Here is a 17,715-nt window from a genome sequence, read left to right as displayed (position 1 = left end):
GACTGTTCGGCATTGCCGCGTGCCTCACGCACCACGTTTTCGACCTGGGCCGCGCCGTCGGCGGCGGCGCGCACGCTGGCGGTCATCTCGTCCATGGCGGCGGCGGTCTCTTCCAGCGTGGCGGCCTGGTTCTCGGTTCGGCGCGACAGGTCGTCAGAGGCGCCGCTGATTTCCTCGGCGCGGGTGGTGATCTCGGTCGAGTTCTCGACGATTTCGCCCATCAGCGCGTTCAGCGTGTCGACGGTGGCGTTGAAGTCCTGACGCAGCTGTTCGTAGGCCGGCGCGAAGGTCGTGTCGATGGTCCGGGTCAGATCGCCCTCGGACAGCGCTCGCAGCCCGACGCCCAGATCGGCCACCACGCGTTCCTGTTCGCGGCGGTCCTCCTCGCGGGCAGCGGCGAGACGCTCCGAATCGGCGAGCTTGTCGCGGAACGCAGACAGGTTGCGGCCGAGGTCGCCAATTTCGTCGTGGCGCTTCGCGGCCGGGATTTCCGTATTGTAGCGGCCATCCGCGACATCGCTCATCGACCCAACGAATGCCGCCAGTGGCCGGGTGACACTGCGCACCAGCACGGTCGACACGGCGATCAGCAGCAGCATGCCCACGATCAGCGTTATGATCGACGCCATCCGCATGCTGGCCAGTTCGGCATTGATGTCCGACACATAGGCACCGGTTCCGACCAGCCAGCCCCAGGGTTCGAACTCCTGCACCGAGCCAAGCTTTTTCTCGGGGTCCGTCTCGCCGGGTTTCTGGAACCAGTATTCCACCGTGCCCGCCCCGTCGCGCAACGCGACCTCGCGCATTTCCTGAAAGAGTTTCAGCCCCTTGACGTCCGCATAGTCAGATTTGTCGGTCCCGACCCATTCCGGCAGCGTGGCGTGCGCCTTCACGATGAGGTCGTTGTCGAGCGCGAACAGGTACCCCGACTCGCCGAAACGCAGCGTCTCGAGAAGCTGTCGGCCCCTCGCCTCGGCCGCCGCTCGGTCCATTTCTCCGGCTTCCACCTTCGACTGAAGATCGTCGAGAAGCGAGATCGCGGCATCCGTCATGCCGTGAAGCTCGATCTCGCGCATCTGATATGCGTTGTCGACGGCGCGCGAGAGCAGAAGGACCGACAGCACGATCGACAGCGCAAGCGCTACGATCACAATCAGATAAATGCGGAACGGGATCCGGTACAGGAAGGCGGGCATGCGTGCTACCTCGAATTGTGCAATGCTGCGCGGTATACCGCAAACCGTTTAGAAACTCTCTTAAAGTTCAATTCTAGGTAAATGCTGAATGACTTTTGCCGCCGAACGCGCAGCTTGGCCATGGCCTCCCTTTTCCCCTTTGTTTTTATTGTCTTATTGACTCCAATACGGATCTCCCGGTCGCCCGGATGACTTCCGGCCCCCCTGCAATTCTTCGGGAGCCATACCAGTCCGGATCGAGCCAGCCACCAATTGCATCTCGATACACATTCTTTCTCCCGCCCGGACCCATCGCGCGGTCACAGCCAGACCCTTTGCCGGACGCAATCGCCAAAGGATCGCAGCCGGACGATCAGACGCAAGCGACAGGCGGAACGACAAAGGCCGCCCTTGGGGCGGCCTGCGTTCCTCGGAGGAACAGTGAAACCTCGGCCGACGACGACGCCCCTAGCGGGACGGCCCCGATACGGCGACCGGAACCTCGTTCTGGGCAAGCGCGACCGCCAGATCGGGATCGGCCTTGATATCGGCCAGCTGATAGCGCTGGGTCAGCGCTTTCGGCGAAAGCTCGATGTTCTTGGCGACATTTGCGCCCGGCGCGGACGGCCCGTAGGTCTGACCGTTCACCGAAAAATAGACCGAGCCCGAATTGCCAGCGCGCAAGGTCGGCGGCTCGTCCGTCCGGGGCAGCACGTAGCTTTCGCCGGCATTCAGGATCTTCTCGAGCAGTACGGTGCCGTCCGCCGCCGAAACGCGAACCCAGGCAGGCCGCACGGCCAGAAGCGCCAGTTCGGGCGTTGCGTCGGCCGCCACGACCTGAACAGGGCGCGTCCCGGAGCCAGCCGCGCCTGCCTGAGCGACGGTCAGGCTCGGCGCGCCCGCACCGGCCTCGGCCAGCGCGCTGGCAACGGCGCGGTCGAAGGCCCGGTCGGGACGACGATCGCTGGACAGAACCCCGATTTCGCCGGGATCGATGGTGGCGATCGGTCCGTCGCGGGCGACCATGACCGGACGGTCGAGAGCTTGCGGCCGATAGAGACGGTCGAGCGCCTCGACCGACGGGGGCGTCGCGGGGGTTTCGTCCGACAGCGGATCGGCCTCGGCCACCTGAAGCGGATCGACATCGGCGATCAGGCCCGGCTGATCGTCGAGCGGCGCGAGCTGCACCTGCTGGATCTCCGTCAGCACCGACCAGCCGCCATAACCCAGCACCGCGATCAGCGACAGCAGCACCAGCATCGAGCCAATGGCACCGGGCTGCACCTGGGAAAACAACGCGGGACCGCGCGGCACGAAGATCGCATTGGGGTCGGCCAGCGGATCGCGCGGCTCGGAAACCGACTTGCGGCGCGACGCCTGGGGCCGCGGCGACGCCGCCGCATCCATGGCGTTTACGGTGGCGAAATCGCCCTCTTCACAGAAGCGGCGATAGGCCCATTCCGGGTCGAGCCCCAGATAGCGGGCATAGGACCGCACATAGCCAGCGATGAAACCGGGCGTCTCGAAGGCCGTCGGATCGGCGTTTTCGATGGCGGCGATGTAAGTTGCGCGGATCTTCAGTTCGCGCTGGACGTCCAGCAGGGACTTGCCGAGCGTCGCCCGCTCTCCCCGCATGACATCCCCAAGACGCAATTCGAACGCATCGAAACCTTTAGGTGCGTCTTGCGAGCCCTCAGCCGCGCGCGGCTGCCTGCGCCTGATCATGGAACCGCCCTGTGCCTGCCTTCGTGTCCTCGATGAGGCGGCGATCCGTGGAATCGCCGCCTCTTTGACGAAACATTATCACAAGCGCGGGAGCGGTACACCCGCAGTTGGATCTATGCGGTGAGTTCGGCGCGATTCAGCGCACATTGGGCCCAAAGCTCGTCCATTGCGCGGATCAGGGCATCCATTTGTTCCGGCGTATGAACCGGCGACGGCGTGAACCGCAGCCGTTCGGTACCGCGCGGCACGGTGGGGAAGTTCACCGGCTGCACGTAGATGCCGTAGCCCTCGATCAGCATGTCCGAGATGCGCTTGGTGTGGACCGGATCGCCGATGATCAGCGGAACGATATGGCTGCCATGGTCGATCACCGGCATGCCCAGCCCCTTGAAACGGGCCTTCAGCACGCGGGCGCGGTCCTGATGCTTGTCGCGCAGCGCCTGGTCGGATTTCAGGTGATGCACCGAGGCACAGGCGCCAGCGGCGATGGCCGGCGGCAGCGAGGTGGTGAAAATGTAGCCCGGGGCATAGGACCGCACGGCGTCGCACATCTTGGCCGAGGCCGCGATATAGCCGCCGAACACGCCAAAGGCCTTGGCCAGCGTGCCGTTGATGATGTCGATGCGGTGCATCAGGTTGTCACGCTCGGCGACACCGGCGCCGCGGGGGCCGTACATGCCGACCGCATGGACCTCGTCGATATAGGTCAGCGCGCCGAATTCGTCGGCCAGGTCGCAGATTTCCTCGATCGGGCCGAAATCGCCATCCATCGAGTAGACCGACTCAAAGGCGATCAGGATCGGGCGGCCCTTCTCGATGCCTTCCAGCACCTGACGGAGATGCGCCATGTCGTTGTGGCGGAAGATGTGCTTGTCGCAGCGGCCGCGGCGAATGCCCTGGATCATCGAGGCATGGTTCAACTCGTCCGAGACGATGACCAGATCCTTGAACAGCACCGGCAGGGTCGAGAGCGTCGCGTCATTGGCCATGTAGGCCGAGTTGAAGACCAGCGCGGCCTCTTTCTGGTGCAGGTCGGCCAGTTCGGCCTCGAGACGGCGGTGATAGACCGTGGTGCCCGAAATGTTGCGGGTGCCTCCCGACCCGGCGCCGGTGGCCGAAATCGCATCCTGCATGGCGGCGATCACCGTCGGATGCTGCCCCATGCCGAGATAGTCGTTGCCGCACCACACGACGATGTCCTGGTTCTCACCGTCAGGACGGCTCCAGACCGCCTCGGGGAACGCGCCCTTGCGCCGTTCGATGTCGATGAAGGTGCGGTAGCGTCCCTCTTCATGCAGCCGGTTGATGGATGCGTCCAAAGCAGCGGTATAATCCACCGGGTCTCTCCTTTTTCTAGGCCCCGCAAGGCCATCGAGGATTTCCGTCACGCCCCGCCCTGCGGAACCTTCCGGGTCCTTCTGCGTTCAGGGGTCACCGACCGACCCCTCTGGCGTTCCGTCCGTCCCGGCCGGGAGCGTCCGAATTGCCGTTTCCGTTTCCCGTCCGTTTCTCTTATGCGAAAAACGGCGGATATCGAAGCGTGATGCTGCACAAAATTTCAGCCGATCCTCGCTTTTGCGTCAGCCTTCCCGGGCCAGGCGTTCCGATCGGAAACAGGGTTTCTGAGGTCCACCGATACCCGGGCAATATGGCACGATTCGGTCTGAAGGAGCGTTCGCGCACACCACCCGTCCGTCAGCTTAGCGACAGTTTTCGCGTTTGAACATTGATTTCTGTCAATTCAGGTGGACAGAGCGACTGTAAGTCTGGCTAGACAGCCTCACCGGAAAGGCCATCTGGCGGCGTCCGGGACCCGCCCCTGTGTAGCGGGTCCAGAGAGACCATGCCCCGCAGGGCCAAGCCTCCGTCTCAGCGATCCTCGACCACCACCCGACAATCGGACGCGCCCGAGGCGCTGGCACAGGCGCCGATGGCCTGAGCCGCCGCGTCGGGCCCCTTGCGGACCACCCAGCGGCCGGTCGATTCCGAAATCGCCATGGCGCGCGGGCCGCCCCGCCGGCCGTAGTCGGAGCGCAACCCTTCGGTCGCATCGGCCGAGAGCTGCAGCGCCCGCGGCTCCCAGCCTTTCGGCCTGATCTCGGCCGCAATCACGCAAGGCTTCCCATCGGGCTTGCGGGCGGCGTCGCAGCCCTTCAGCGCCGCGGCGCGGGCCGACTCGACGTCGTGATAGTTGGCCGCGGCGAGCGTCGCCTCGGAAATGAGCCCCTCGCTGGGCGCGACGGCGATGGCCCCGTAATAGGGCTGCTGCTCGCCCGCGAAGACCAGCCCCTTGCGGTCGGCTTCCGACAGGAAAGGCAGGTCGATCACGGTGACCTCGGCACCTTTCGGCTTGAATGCCAGCTTGCGCGCGGCCTTGCCGTCGACCGGTTCGGCAGAGGCCGCGACGGCGGCGCCCAGCCCGAGGGCAACTCCAAGCGAAATCCCGAGAATCCGCGCGGGAAGACGGGTTTGACCCCGGCGCGGCCCGGCCTCTGCCCCTTGCTGCCCCGCGTTTTCGTTCCTGCAATCCATGTCCCACCTCCTGTCAAGACGACCGCCCGGTGACTCTAGTCCTCCCGGCGGCGGCCTGCCAGCCCTCCGGCCCCTGCCCCAGACCCCCTCTGGACACCCCCCACCGGCCTGCTAGGGTCCGCGCAACCCCCGCACCAGAAGGAGTCCGCGATGAGCCTTGACCCTGTTCTTTCCCGTATCGACGCCGATCTGCCGCAGGCGCTCGACCGGCTGATGGCGCTGCTCCGCATCCCGTCGATATCGACCGATCCGGCCCATGCCGCCGCCTGCCGCGAGGCCGCCGAATGGATGGTCCGCGATCTTGCCTCGATGGGCTTCGACGCCGAGATCTGCCCCACGCCCAAGCATCCGATGGTCGTCGCCAAGGGCGGCTCGACCGGACCGAGCCTGCTCTTTTACGGTCACTACGACGTGCAGCCGGTCGACCCGCTGTCGCTCTGGCATCGCGACCCGTTCGATCCGGCCATAGAGGAGACGCCGAAGGGCAAGGTGATCCGCGCCCGGGGCGCGGGCGACGACAAGGGCCAGCTGATGACCTTTCTCGAGGCGTGCCGCGCCTGGAAGGCGGTGCATGGGTCCCTGCCCGCCCGCATCACCGTCTTTCTTGAGGGCGAAGAGGAATCGGGCTCGCCCTCGATGGTGCCGTTCCTCAAGGAGAACGCCGACCGGCTGAAGGCCGATCTCGCGCTGATCTGCGACACCGGCATGCTGGGCGAGGCGACCCCCACGATCGTCACCATGCTGCGCGGCCTCGTGGGCGAAGAGATCACCATCACCGGCCCGTCCAAGGACCTGCATTCGGGCATGTATGGCGGCCCCGCGATGAACCCGATCCGGGTGCTGGCCCGGATCATCGCGGCACTGCATGACGACACCGGCCGCGTGACCGTGCCGGGCTTCTACGACGGGGTGCCCGAAATGCCCGAAGAGATTCTCCACCAATGGGCCGGGACCGGTTTCGACGCGGACCGGTTCCTGGGCGAGGTCGGGCTTTCGACCCCGGCGGGCGAAGACGGCCGGTCGGTGCTGGAAATGCTCTGGGCGCGCCCGACCTGCGAGGTGAACGGCATCTCCGGCGGCTACGAGGGCGCGGGCTTCAAGACGGTGCTGCCGTCCAGGGCCTCGGCCAAGATCAGCTTCCGGCTCGTCGGCACCCAGGACCCGCTGAAGATCCGCGAATCGTTCCGGAAGATGGTGCAGGACATGCTGCCGCCCGACTGCACCGCCGAGTTCGCCACCCACGGCGCCTCGCCCGCCTCGGTGATGGACATCGCCGATCCGGCCTTCGAGAAGGCCCGTCGGGCGCTGTCGCAGGAATGGCCCAACCCGGCGGCCTTTGTCGGCTCGGGCGGATCGATCCCGGTGGCGGGCTACTTCAAGACGCTTCTGGGGATGGAATCGATGCTGATCGGCTTCGGCAAGGATGACGACGCAATCCACTCGCCGAACGAGAAGTACGATCTCGAGAGCTTCCACAAGGGCATCCGCAGCTGGGCTCGAATCCTGGCCGCACTCGCCGACTGAGCGGCCCACCGAGACAGCCCCCCGGCCGCGAGTGTTTTCCGGTCCGGGGCAGACGGCGGGGCCGACCACCGCGGCCCCGCGGACGGCGGAACCGATGCGAGCCCCTGGCGCACCACCACGACCGGCCGGGCGAAATACCCCCTTCCGCACAGCCCCGACCGCGCCGCGCGCCAGCGCGGCGCCCGGCCCAACGGGATGCGGCGGCCGAAAGGCCGCCAAAGACGGGCGGGAGCGCCCGGCTTCTTTCGTCCGGATGAACGAAACATATCAGAACTTAAAGAAGTGGCGCGGTTGACGGGGCTCGAACCCGCGACCCCCGGCGTGACAGGCCGGTACTCTAACCAACTGAGCTACAACCGCGCATCGCGCGGGACAAACTGGAAGGCGGTGGCGCGGTTGACGGGGCTCGAACCCGCGACCCCCGGCGTGACAGGCCGGTACTCTAACCAACTGAGCTACAACCGCAGCGCCTTCCGGGCTCGCCCGGCGTGACGTGCCTTTTATTGACGCCCAGAGCCCCCGTCAAGCGCCTCCGGTCGCAAATCTTGCCCCCGCCGCGCGGGTTTTTTCACCCGCCCCGCCGCAGCCCGCAAAAAGCCGGGCCGCAAGGCCACGCCCGGCCCCGCAATGGTCGGCGAACCGCGTCCGACCCTTGTGAAGACCGCGGCGGTCTCGCAAGATGCGACTGTCGGATTCCCCCTGCTCTCCCCGCGAAAGGCCCCCCGCCGTGACCGACCTCATCGTCCGTCCGCTTCGCCCCGAGGACGCCAGTGCCTGGCATCGGCTCTGGGCGGCCTATCTCGACTTCTACGACACCTCGGTCCCGGCCGAGACCTACGACATCACCTTCGCGCGACTCCTGCATGGCGGCGATCCGAACATGGGCTGCCGCCTCGCGCTGAGCGGCGGTCAGGCGGTGGGGCTCGTGCATTTCATCTTCCACCGGCATTGCTGGAAGCCCGAGAATGTCTGCTATCTGCAGGATCTCTACGCCGATCCCGCCATGCGCGGCCGCGGCGTCGGCCGGGCGTTGATCGAGGCGGTCTACGCGGTGGCCGATTCCCGGGGCACGCCTTCGGTCTACTGGCTCACCCAGGACTCGAACGAAACCGCGCGACAGCTTTACGACCGGATCGGCCAGCCCACCCCCTTCGTGAAATATGTCCGCGGCTGACGCCCGCCGCGGCGGCCCCGCGGCGCGGACCATCGACCGAGCCGCGGCCCTGGCGCGGCCTTTGGCCCTGCTGCTGGCGCTTGCCGCCTGCGCCGGTCCCGGACCGGAAATGCCGGCACGCCGCCCGCCGGCGCTCGCCGATCTGCCGCCGATGAAAACCTTCGTCACCCATCGCGTGACACCGCCCCAACGCTCGAACGCCGCCATCGCCCAGGACTTTCTCGACCTCGCCTTCCAGATGGAAAGCGGGCGCAGCCTGCCTTACATGACGCGCTTCGAAGGGCCGATCACCGTCCGCGTCACCGGCCCTGCCCCCGCCAGCCTCGAACCCGATCTGGCGGCGCTGCTGGTCCGGCTCCGCCGCGAGGCCGGGATCGGGATCCGCCGGGTCGCCGCCGACGCGCCGGCCAGCATCACGATCGAGTTCCTGCCCCGCAGCCAGTTGCAGCGGCTGGTGCCGCAGGCCGCCTGCTTCGTGGCACCGCGCGTCTCCTCCTGGGAGGACTACCGGCAAAGCCGCCGCTCGGGCGAGGTCGACTGGACCACGCTGCCGGTGCGCGAACGGGTCGCGATCTTCATTCCCGGCGACGTCAGCCCGCAAGAGGTGCGCGACTGCCTGCATGAGGAACTGGCCCAGGCCATCGGCCCGCTGAACGACCTCTACCGGCTGCCGGATTCGGTCTTCAACGACGATAATTTCCACACCGTCCTGACCGGCTTCGACATGCTGATCCTGCGCGCCTATTACGCGCCCGAATTGCATAACGGCACCACCCGCGACGAAGCCGCCCGGGCGCTGCCGCGGCTTCTGGCCCGGCTCAACCCGCGCGGCGAACGCATCGGCGGAGGCGATCTGATGTCGCCGACGCCGCGGGTCTGGATCGACGCCATCGAGACCGCGCTCGGCCCCGGCACCGCCCCGTCGCAGCGGGTTGCGGCCGCCCGGAGCGCGGTCGAGATCGCCCGCACCCAGGGCTGGCGCGACACCCGCCTGGCCTTCAGCCTCTTTGCCTTCGGCCGCCTGGCGCTTGGCCAGAACAATGGCGAAACCTCGCTGGCTGCGTTCCTCGAGGCGGGCCAGATCTATGCCGCCCATCCGGTGACCCGCGTGCAATCGGCCCATGTGGCCATGCATATCGCGGCTTTCGCGCTGTCTGCCGGGCAGCCGGATACCGCCGTCCTGATCATCGACGATCACCTCGACGACGTGCAGAACGGCGAGAATGCCGCCCTTCTGGCCTCGATGCTGCTGATGAAGGCCGAGGCGCTCGACATGCTGGGCTGGCACAGGGAGGCCGCCGCGATCCGGCGCGATGCGCTTGGCTGGGCGCGCTACGGATTCGGCTCCGAGGACGAGGTGCGCGAGCGCATGGCGGAAATCGCCTGGCTGAACCCGGCACAGTCCGACTGATCCGGTCCGACTGATCCGGGCTTTTCCCTTTCCGGCGCGCCCGCCCGCCCCTATGCTCGGACCATGTTCCTGCCCTTTTTCCAGACGCTTCGCGCCACCGGCATTCCCGTCTCGCTGCGGGAGTATCTGAGCTTTCTCGAAGGGGTGAAGCTGGGCCTCGTCACCTATGACGCCGAGGGCTTCTACTATCTGGCGCGCACCGCGCTGGTGAAGGACGAACGCCTGCTCGACCGGTTCGACCGGGCCTTCGCGCAAAGCTTCGGCGGGCTCGAGGAAATCGGCCCGGGCGAGGTGCTCGAGGCGCTCGACCTGCCCGAGGACTGGCTGCGCAAGCTGGCCGAACGCCACCTGTCCGAGGCCGAGCGCGCCGAGATCGAGGCGATGGGCGGTTTCGACAAGCTGATGGAGGCGCTGAAGGAGCGCCTGAAGGAACAGAAGGAACGCCACCAGGGCGGCAACAAGTGGATCGGCACCGCCGGGACCTCTCCCTTCGGCGCCTATGGCTACAATCCCGAGGGCGTGCGCATCGGTCAGGACGAAAGCCGCCATCGCCGCGCGGTCAAGGTCTGGGACAAACGCGAATTCCGCAATCTCGACGACTCGGTCGAGCTTGGCACCCGCAACATCAAGGTGGCGCTGAAACGACTGCGCCGCTGGGCGCGCGACGGCGCCCGCGAAGAGCTGGACCTCGACGGCACGATCCGGGCCACGGCCGATCACGGCTATCTTGACGTCAAGACCCGGCCCGAACGGCACAACGCGGTCAAGGTGCTGCTGTTTCTCGATGTGGGCGGGTCGATGGACGACCATATCCGAGTCGTCGAGGAACTGTTCTCGGCCGCGCGGTCCGAGTTCAAGCATCTCGAGCACTATTACTTTCACAACTGCCTTTACGAACGCGTCTGGCGCGACAACCGCCGCCGCTGGGACCGGGTCACGCCGACCGCCGAGGTGCTGCGGACCTACGGGTCCGACTACAAGTGCATCTTCGTCGGCGATGCCAGCATGTCGCCCTACGAAATCGCCTTCGCGGGCAGCGCGAACGAACACTGGAACGCCGAGCCCGGCCGGGTCTGGCTGGAACGCGCCCGGGCGCAGTGGCCGGACCATCTCTGGATCAACCCGGTGCCCGAACGGCACTGGCACTACACCCAGTCGATCGGCATGATCCGCGAGATCTTCGACAACCGCATGGTGCCGATGACCCTCGACGGGATCGAGCGGGGCATGAAGGCGCTGGGCCGCTGACGCTTCGCCCCCTCTGCACGGTCCATTCCTCCGGCGCAAGCGCGGTAGGCGAGGGCGTTTGGACGTGTCCGCGCCCTGACCCTGGCTCCATCTTCCGATTGTAACCCCAATCGCAATCGGCGCGTCCCGCCGAACCGGGCTGCCGGACCGCCCCCCAAGCGACAGCCCGGCCCACTCCCGGGCAGGTCCGGACGGCGGCCGCGCAAGGGCGGTCCGCGCGGCCAGACAAGAGATACCCGACCGATGGACAGGCATGCCCAAACCGGCGCGCCCGGCCAGACGGCCGAGCGGGCTTTCAATCGGATCTCGAAATTCTTTCGCTGGATCATGGCCGCCCCCCTCCTGATCGCCTGGATCTTGGGCTATTACGGCGGCGCCAAGCTGCATTACGGCGTCAACGATGCCGAGACCGCCCAGAAGATCTGGGCAATCACCACCGACAAGTCGATCGCCGCGCTGACCATCTTTCTGATCGTCGCGCGCAGTGCCTGGCGTGCCACCCATCGGCCGCCGGCACTCGATGCCGCCATGCCGCCCCGGATGCAGCGTGCCACGCATCTGGGCCATTTCGCGCTTTACCTGCTGATGATCGCCGTCCCGCTGTGAGGCTGGCGAAACAGCTCGTCGGCCGGATACTCGATCCCGGTGGCGGGGCTTTTCCACATCCCGACGCTGGGCGGTAAGCACACGGAACTGACGCCCTGTCTGGTTCGGGCGCATTGGGCGCTGGCCTGGGCGCTGCCGATCATCGTCGCGGGACACGTTCTTTTGGCGCTGAAGCACCACTGCATCGACCGCGACAGCACGCTTTGGGCGATGGCCCCGACTTCCGGCACAGCCGCTGAGCGGTGTTCGGCGGACGGGGTGGTCCCGCCCGATCCGGACCCGCCGAAAGCGAAAGACCGAAAAAGAAAAAGGGCCCGCCGAGGCGGACCCTTTTCAAAGCGTACGAGCAGCGGGCCTCAGGTCTGCGGCTCGAAGCCAATATGGGTGCCCATCGCGACCATGTCGGCCAGCATCCGCGCCGCGGCGTCGACCACATCGGGATGCGCGTCGCGAGCGGCCGCACGGGCCTCGGCGACCATCTCGTCGATCATGTCCTGCGTCACCTCCTCGACCGGATGCGAGCGTTCGGCCAGAACCGTCGCCGCATCAGCGGTGATTTCGGCGAACCCGCCGGTGACGATGTATTTCTGCGATCCGCTCTCGGTGAAGACCTCAAGCAGGCCGGGGCGCAGGGTGGTGATCAGCGGCGCGTGCTGGGGCATCGCGGTCAGATCGCCCTCGAAGCCCGGGATAACGACCGAGGTCGCCTTTTCCGAGGCCACCCGGCGTTCCGGCGCCACCAGATCGAATTGCATCGTGTCGGCCATGTTGCCTCCTTGCAAGCAGGCGCCGGGCGGACGGTCCGTCCGGCGCCGTAAGCCCTATCAGGCCGCGTCGGCCGCCATCTTCTCGGCCTTGGCGATCACGTCGTCGATGTCGCCAACCATGTAGAAGGCGGCTTCCGGCAGGTGATCGTATTCGCCGGCCACGACCGCCTTGAAGGACGCGATGGTCTTTTCAAGCGGCACCTGGACGCCGTCCGAACCGGTGAACACCTTCGCCACGTCGAAGGGCTGGCTGAGGAACCGCTGGATCTTCCGGGCGCGGGCCACGGTCAGCTTGTCCTCTTCCGACAGTTCGTCCATGCCGAGGATGGCGATGATGTCCTGCAGCGACTTGTAGCGTTGCAGGATCCCCTGCACGTCGCGGGCCACCTGGTAATGCTCTTCGCCGACGACGGACGGATCGAGGATCCGCGAGGTCGAGTCGAGCGGGTCCACCGCCGGGTAGATCCCGAGTTCCGAGATCGCACGCGACAGAACCGTGGTGGCGTCGAGGTGGGCGAACGAGGTCGCGGGCGCCGGGTCGGTCAGGTCGTCCGCAGGAACGTAGATGGCCTGAACCGAGGTGATCGAGCCCCGTTTGGTCGAGGTGATGCGTTCTTGCAGCGCGCCCATGTCGGTCGCCAGCGTCGGCTGGTAGCCCACGGCCGAAGGAATACGGCCCAGAAGCGCCGACACCTCGGAGCCCGCCTGGGTGAAGCGGAAGATGTTGTCGACGAAGAACAGCACGTCGGTGCCGGACTGGTCGCGGAACTGCTCGGCCAGCGTCAGGCCGGTCAGCGCGACGCGGGCGCGGGCTCCCGGAGGCTCGTTCATCTGGCCGTAGACCAGGGCCACCTGCGACTTGGACAGATCGTCGACCTTGATGACGTTCGACTCGATCATCTCGTGATAGAGGTCGTTGCCTTCACGGGTCCGCTCGCCAACACCCGCGAACACCGAGTAGCCGGAGTGCACCTTGGCGATGTTGTTGATCAGTTCCATGATCAGAACGGTCTTGCCCACGCCGGCGCCGCCGAAGAGGCCGACCTTGCCGCCCTTCGAATAGGGGGCCAGCAGGTCGATGACCTTGATGCCGGTGACCAGGATCTCGGACGAGGTCGCCTGTTCGGCGAATTCCGGGGCCGGCTGGTGGATGGCGCGGGTTTCCGAGGCGCGCACCGGACCCTTTTCGTCGACCGGCTCGCCGATCACGTTGAGGATACGGCCCAGCGTGGCGTCGCCCACCGGCACCGAGATCGGCTTGCCCGAATCCGTGACCTTGGCGCCGCGCACGAGACCCTCGGTCGCGTCCATGGCGATGGTGCGCACGGTGTTCTCGCCAAGGTGCTGGGCCACTTCCAGCACCAGCCGCTTGCCGTTGTTCTCGGTTTCCAGCGCGTTCAGAATCTCGGGCAGGTGTTGGTCGAATTGAACGTCGACCACGGCGCCAATCACCTGGGTGACCTTGCCTACAGCATTTGCCATTGTCGTTTCTCCGGTTCCGTTAGAGCGCCTCGGCGCCCGAAATGATTTCGATCAGCTCCTTGGTGATCGCAGCCTGACGCGAGCGGTTGTACTCGAGGTTCAGCCGGTCGATCATGTCGCCCGCGTTCCGGGTCGCGTTGTCCATCGCGGACATCCGCGCGCCCTGTTCGGAGGCGCCGTTCTCAAGAAGCGCGGCGAAGATCTGGGTCGCCACCCCGCGGGGCAGAAGCTCGGCCATGATCTCGCCCTCGGTGGGCTCGTAATCATACATGGTCGAGCTGTCCTCGGGTTCGTCGAAGACGGCCGGGATGATCTGCTGGGCGGTCGGCTCCTGGCTGATCACCGACTTGAAGCGGCTGAAGAAGATCGTCGCGACGTCGAACTCGCCCTTTTCGAACCGGGCGATGATGTCCTGCGAGATGTCGCGCGCATTGCCGTAGCGGATGCGCTTGACCTCGCTCAGATCGACATGGCCCACGAAATGGTCGGCGAAGTCGCGCTTCAGCTGCTCGCGGCCCTTGCGGCCCACGGTCAGGATCTTGACGGTCTTGCCCTCGGCGATGAGGTCCTGCGCCTTGTGGCGCGCGAGACGCACGATCGACGAGTTGAAGCCGCCGCAAAGGCCCCTCTCGGCCGTCATCACGACCAGGAGGTGCACCTTGTCCGCTCCGGTGCCGACCAGAAGCTTCGGCGCATTGGCCGCGCCGGTGGCCGAGGCCGCGAGCCCGGACATGACCTTTTCCATCTGCGCGGCGTAGGGCCGTGCATTCTCGGCAGCTTCCTGGGCGCGGCGGAGCTTGGCCGCCGCGACCATCTGCATGGCCTTCGTGATCTTTCGCGTCGACTTGACGCTGGCGATCCGGTTCTTGAGGTCCTTGAGGCTAGGCATCTATCCTGATCCCATCCCCGCTCAGGCGAAGTTCTTGGCGAATTCGTCCAGCGCGGCGCGGATCTTATCCTCGAGCTCGCCCTTCACCTTGCGGTCGTTGTTGGTGATGTCGTCCAGCAGCGCCTGGTGCTTGGTGCGCAGGAAGCTCAGCAGGTCCGCCTCGTAGCGGGTCACGTCCTTGACGGCGACCTTGTCGAGATAGCCCTGGGTCCCCGCGAAGATCACGCAGACGATTTCGGCGTTGGTCAGCGGCGAATATTGCGGCTGCTTCATCAGCTCGGTCAGACGCGCGCCGCGGTTCAGCAGCTTCTGGGTCGCGGCATCGAGGTCCGAGCCGAACTGCGCGAAGGCCGCCATCTCGCGGTACTGAGCCAGTTCCAGCTTGACCGGACCCGCGACCGATTTCATCGCGTTGGTCTGCGCCGCCGAGCCCACCCGCGACACCGACAGACCGGTGTTCACGGCCGGACGGATGCCCTGGTAGAACAGGTCGGTTTCCAGGAAGATCTGGCCGTCGGTGATCGAGATCACGTTGGTCGGGATATAGGCCGACACGTCGCCCGCCTGGGTTTCGATGATCGGCAGGGCGGTCAGCGAACCGGCGCCGTGATCCTCGTTCATCTTGGCCGACCGTTCCAGCAGGCGGGAATGGAGGTAGAACACGTCGCCCGGGTAGGCTTCGCGCCCCGGCGGGCGGCGCAGCAGCAGCGACATCTGACGGTAGGCGACGGCCTGTTTGGACAGATCGTCATAGATCATCAGGGCGTGGCGGCCGTTGTCGCGGAAGAATTCGCCCATCGCGGTGGCGGTGTAGGGGGCGAGGTATTGCATCGGCGCCGGGTCCGAGGCGGTCGCGGCCACGATGATGGAATATTCCATCGCGCCGGTTTCCTCGAGCTTCTTCACCAGCTGCGCCACGGTCGAACGCTTCTGGCCGATGGCGACGTAGACGCAGTAGAGCTTCTTGCTCTCGTCGTCGCCCGCGGCTTCGTTGTAGGATTTCTGGTTCAGGATGGTGTCGAGCGCCACGGCGGTCTTGCCGGTCTGACGGTCTCCGATGATCAGTTCCCGCTGGCCACGGCCGATCGGGATCATGGCGTCGACCGACTTCAGGCCGGTGGCCATCGGCTCGTGCACCGACTTACGCGGAATGATGCCCGGCGCCTTGACGTCGCCGACGCGGCGCTCGGTCGTCGCGATCGGACCCTTGCCGTCGATCGGGTTGCCCAGCGCGTCGACCACGCGCCCCAGCAGCGCATCGCCGCAGGGCACGTCCACGATCGCGTTGGTCCGCTTGACGACGTCGCCTTCCTTGATGGCACGGTCCGACCCGAAGATCACGATCCCGACGTTGTCGATCTCGAGGTTCAGGGCCATCCCGCGGATGCCGCCCGGAAACTCGACCATCTCGCCCGCCTGGACGTTGTCGAGGCCATGGACACGGGCAATGCCGTCACCCACCGACAGCACGCGGCCTACCTCTGCAACTTCGGCCTCCTGACCGAAATTCTTGATCTGCTCCTTGAGGATCGCAGAGATCTCAGCTGCTTGGATACCCATTTATCCGACCTCTTTCATGGTGTTCTGGAGTGCACTGAGCCGCGCGCGGATCGAGGTGTCGATCATCTTCGAGCCCAGTTTTACGATAAGGCCGCCGATGAGGCTTTCATCGACGGAAGCAATGATCTTGACGTCCTTGCCGGCGTTCTCTTTCAGCGCGGCGGCCAGCGCGGCGCGTTGCGCCTCGCTCAGCGGCCGGGCCGACACCACATCGGCGCTGATCTCGCCCTTGGCCTCTGCAATCAGGCCGCGCAGTTCGGCGACCATCTGCGGCAGAACGAACAGCCGCCGTTTCGAGGCCATCAGTTGCAGCGTGTTCGCCATCATCCGGCCCAGCCCCATTTTCGACGCAATGGCGTCGATGGCCCGGGCCTGATCGTCACGCGAATAGATCGGCGACGAAATCAGGTCTCGAAATTCCCCGCTTTCAGCCAAGGCCGCGTCGAGCGCGTCGACATCGGCTTCGAGTGCGGAAATGGCATTGGCTTCCCTGGTGATGTCAAACAGCGCGGTGGCATAGCGCTTGGCAATGCCGGACGAAATCGAAGCTGGTTCGGACACGTCAACCCTTCCGATGTCTTAAGGCCCCTCGCATGCCCGTTAAACTCCCGGACGGGGCAGATCAAGCGGCGCGCCCGGTCGGGCACGCTCCGAAATCGGCGTGGGTGTAGCAGAGGAGGATTGACCTCGCAACCGCCTAGAACGGCAGAATGTTGCAGGGGGTAACGGTCACGCCACAACGGGCCGCAAGACCCTCGGGTGCCGCCGGGGCAACCGCGCCCGGTGCGGCGGCGCGCGGCGGCCCTCGGGCCGCGGCGCGGACCGCGAAAGCCCATGCCCGCTGGACTCTCAGGCGGGTTCGGCGCCGGGCTGGGGCAAACCATCGAGAATGCGCAGCGGCCGGGGCCGCGGATCCTTTGTCGCCAGCCCCGTCGGCCGGTAGACTCTTTTGGTCGCCTCAACCATCAGCACGCCGCCCGCATAATAGGCAGACATGCGTTGCCCTGCGTTTTCCCAGATCCCGGCGGTTTTAAGCCAGAATCGCCTGGCGGTCGGCGGCGAAAACAAGGCGGCGCGATGGGCCTCGGGTTCGAACCCGTGCTGACGCAATTGCGCCTCGAGCTGGCCGGAACTGTAGGGCCGGCCGAACCCGAACGGCGTGCCGTCCCGACGGGCCCAAAGGCCCGACCGGTTCGGCACGATGAAAAGCGCCCTGCCCCCGGGCCTGAGAACCCGCAGCGATTCCTCAAGCACCGCGCCCGGATGTTCGCTGGTTTCAAGACCGTGCAGCAGCACCAGCTTGTCGACGAACCCGTCGGGCAGCGGCCAGGCGGTTTCTTCGCACAGGACCGAGACGTTTTCCTCGCCCGCAGGCCAGGGCATCACCCCCTGCTGGCCGGGCATCAGCGCCACCACCCGGCGCGCGCTGGCCCTGAGCGGCCGCAGCAGCGGCACCGCAAAACCGAAGCCCGCGACCGTCTGGCCCTTGGCCTCGGGCCAGATCTCGCGCACCTGCTCGCGGATTGCCCTCTGCGCCACGCGCCCCAGATTGGTGCGGTAGTAGAAGTTCCTCAGGTCCAGAACGTCGAGATGCATTGCCGCGCGGCTGCCTCTGGGCTTTG

General features: G+C 66.3%; 15 protein-coding genes and 2 tRNA genes. 5 read left to right on the top strand and 12 right to left on the bottom strand.

Annotation, left to right across the window (positions count from 1 at the left end):
- The 4 genes from C8N38_RS10460 to C8N38_RS10445 form a co-directional block, all read right to left on the bottom strand.
- A partial coding sequence (locus tag C8N38_RS10460; protein ID WP_146176256.1) for a cache domain-containing protein occupies window positions 1-1,196 on the bottom strand: 1,196 nt, incomplete at its 3' end.
- A 447-nt stretch (window positions 1,197-1,643) separates the two neighbouring features.
- Window positions 1,644-2,900, bottom strand: coding sequence for a helix-turn-helix domain-containing protein (locus tag C8N38_RS10455; protein WP_108027050.1), 1,257 nt, complete (start codon window positions 2,898-2,900; stop codon window positions 1,644-1,646).
- Window positions 2,901-3,013: 113 nt separating this feature from the next.
- On the bottom strand, window positions 3,014-4,237 hold the full coding sequence (gene hemA, locus C8N38_RS10450; RefSeq protein WP_108027048.1) for a 5-aminolevulinate synthase: 1,224 nt from the start codon (window positions 4,235-4,237) through the stop codon (window positions 3,014-3,016).
- Between the two features lie 532 nt (window positions 4,238-4,769).
- On the bottom strand, window positions 4,770-5,432 hold the full coding sequence (locus C8N38_RS10445; protein ID WP_245895664.1) for a 5-aminolevulic acid synthase: 663 nt from the start codon (window positions 5,430-5,432) through the stop codon (window positions 4,770-4,772).
- Window positions 5,433-5,582: 150 nt separating this feature from the next.
- On the opposite strand from C8N38_RS10445, the gene C8N38_RS10440 reads away from it, so the two are divergent.
- The gene (locus C8N38_RS10440) at window positions 5,583-6,956 is read left to right on the top strand and encodes a M20/M25/M40 family metallo-hydrolase (RefSeq protein ID WP_108027046.1); all 1,374 of its coding nucleotides are present in this window, start codon (window positions 5,583-5,585) and stop codon (window positions 6,954-6,956) included.
- A 283-nt stretch (window positions 6,957-7,239) separates the two neighbouring features.
- On the opposite strand, the gene C8N38_RS10435 is transcribed toward C8N38_RS10440, so the two are convergent.
- Window positions 7,240-7,316: transfer RNA gene (locus C8N38_RS10435), tRNA-Asp, on the bottom strand.
- Window positions 7,317-7,344: 28 nt separating this feature from the next.
- A tRNA-Asp gene (locus C8N38_RS10430) sits at window positions 7,345-7,421 on the bottom strand.
- Window positions 7,422-7,683: 262 nt separating this feature from the next.
- Between C8N38_RS10430 and C8N38_RS10425 the strand changes: the two genes are divergently transcribed.
- From C8N38_RS10425 to C8N38_RS10410, 4 genes are all read left to right on the top strand, one after another.
- Window positions 7,684-8,130 carry a GNAT family N-acetyltransferase gene (locus tag C8N38_RS10425; protein WP_425440036.1) on the top strand — a complete coding sequence of 149 codons (447 nt, stop codon included), beginning with the start codon at window positions 7,684-7,686 and terminating at the stop codon, window positions 8,128-8,130.
- A 109-nt stretch (window positions 8,131-8,239) separates the two neighbouring features.
- Complete coding sequence (locus tag C8N38_RS10420) at window positions 8,240-9,541, top strand: DUF2927 domain-containing protein (RefSeq protein ID WP_245895662.1); 1,302 nt, start codon at window positions 8,240-8,242, stop codon at window positions 9,539-9,541.
- Between the two features lie 63 nt (window positions 9,542-9,604).
- The gene (locus C8N38_RS10415; protein WP_108027040.1) at window positions 9,605-10,789 is read left to right on the top strand and encodes a vWA domain-containing protein; all 1,185 of its coding nucleotides are present in this window, start codon (window positions 9,605-9,607) and stop codon (window positions 10,787-10,789) included.
- A gap of 243 nt (window positions 10,790-11,032) precedes the next feature.
- Window positions 11,033-11,395 carry a cytochrome b gene (locus tag C8N38_RS10410; RefSeq protein ID WP_108027038.1) on the top strand — a complete coding sequence of 121 codons (363 nt, stop codon included), beginning with the start codon at window positions 11,033-11,035 and terminating at the stop codon, window positions 11,393-11,395.
- Between the two features lie 356 nt (window positions 11,396-11,751).
- On the opposite strand, the gene C8N38_RS10405 is transcribed toward C8N38_RS10410, so the two are convergent.
- The 6 genes from C8N38_RS10405 to C8N38_RS10380 form a co-directional block, all read right to left on the bottom strand.
- Window positions 11,752-12,162, bottom strand: coding sequence for a F0F1 ATP synthase subunit epsilon (locus C8N38_RS10405; RefSeq protein WP_075784985.1), 411 nt, complete (start codon window positions 12,160-12,162; stop codon window positions 11,752-11,754).
- A gap of 57 nt (window positions 12,163-12,219) precedes the next feature.
- Window positions 12,220-13,644 (bottom strand): F0F1 ATP synthase subunit beta, encoded by a 1,425-nt coding sequence (gene atpD, locus C8N38_RS10400; protein ID WP_108027036.1) that lies wholly within the window; start codon window positions 13,642-13,644, stop codon window positions 12,220-12,222.
- A 19-nt stretch (window positions 13,645-13,663) separates the two neighbouring features.
- Entirely contained in the window at window positions 13,664-14,533 is an 870-nt protein-coding gene (locus tag C8N38_RS10395; protein WP_108027034.1) for a F0F1 ATP synthase subunit gamma, read from the bottom strand.
- Window positions 14,534-14,554: 21 nt separating this feature from the next.
- A complete protein-coding gene (atpA, locus tag C8N38_RS10390) occupies window positions 14,555-16,093 on the bottom strand; it encodes a F0F1 ATP synthase subunit alpha (RefSeq protein WP_108027032.1) in 1,539 nt (512 codons plus the stop codon).
- The gene (locus C8N38_RS10385) at window positions 16,094-16,654 is read right to left on the bottom strand and encodes a F0F1 ATP synthase subunit delta (protein WP_108027030.1); all 561 of its coding nucleotides are present in this window, start codon (window positions 16,652-16,654) and stop codon (window positions 16,094-16,096) included.
- A gap of 288 nt (window positions 16,655-16,942) precedes the next feature.
- On the bottom strand, window positions 16,943-17,689 hold the full coding sequence (locus C8N38_RS10380) for a class I SAM-dependent methyltransferase (protein WP_108027028.1): 747 nt from the start codon (window positions 17,687-17,689) through the stop codon (window positions 16,943-16,945).
- Window positions 17,690-17,715 lie beyond the last annotated feature (26 nt).

It is taken from the genome of Rhodovulum kholense (assembly GCF_003053725.1).
In the GTDB taxonomy this organism is placed as follows: domain Bacteria; phylum Pseudomonadota; class Alphaproteobacteria; order Rhodobacterales; family Rhodobacteraceae; genus Rhodovulum; species Rhodovulum kholense.
Note: the sequence above shows the minus strand (reverse complement) of the source record. Positions and strands in the feature narration are given on the sequence as shown.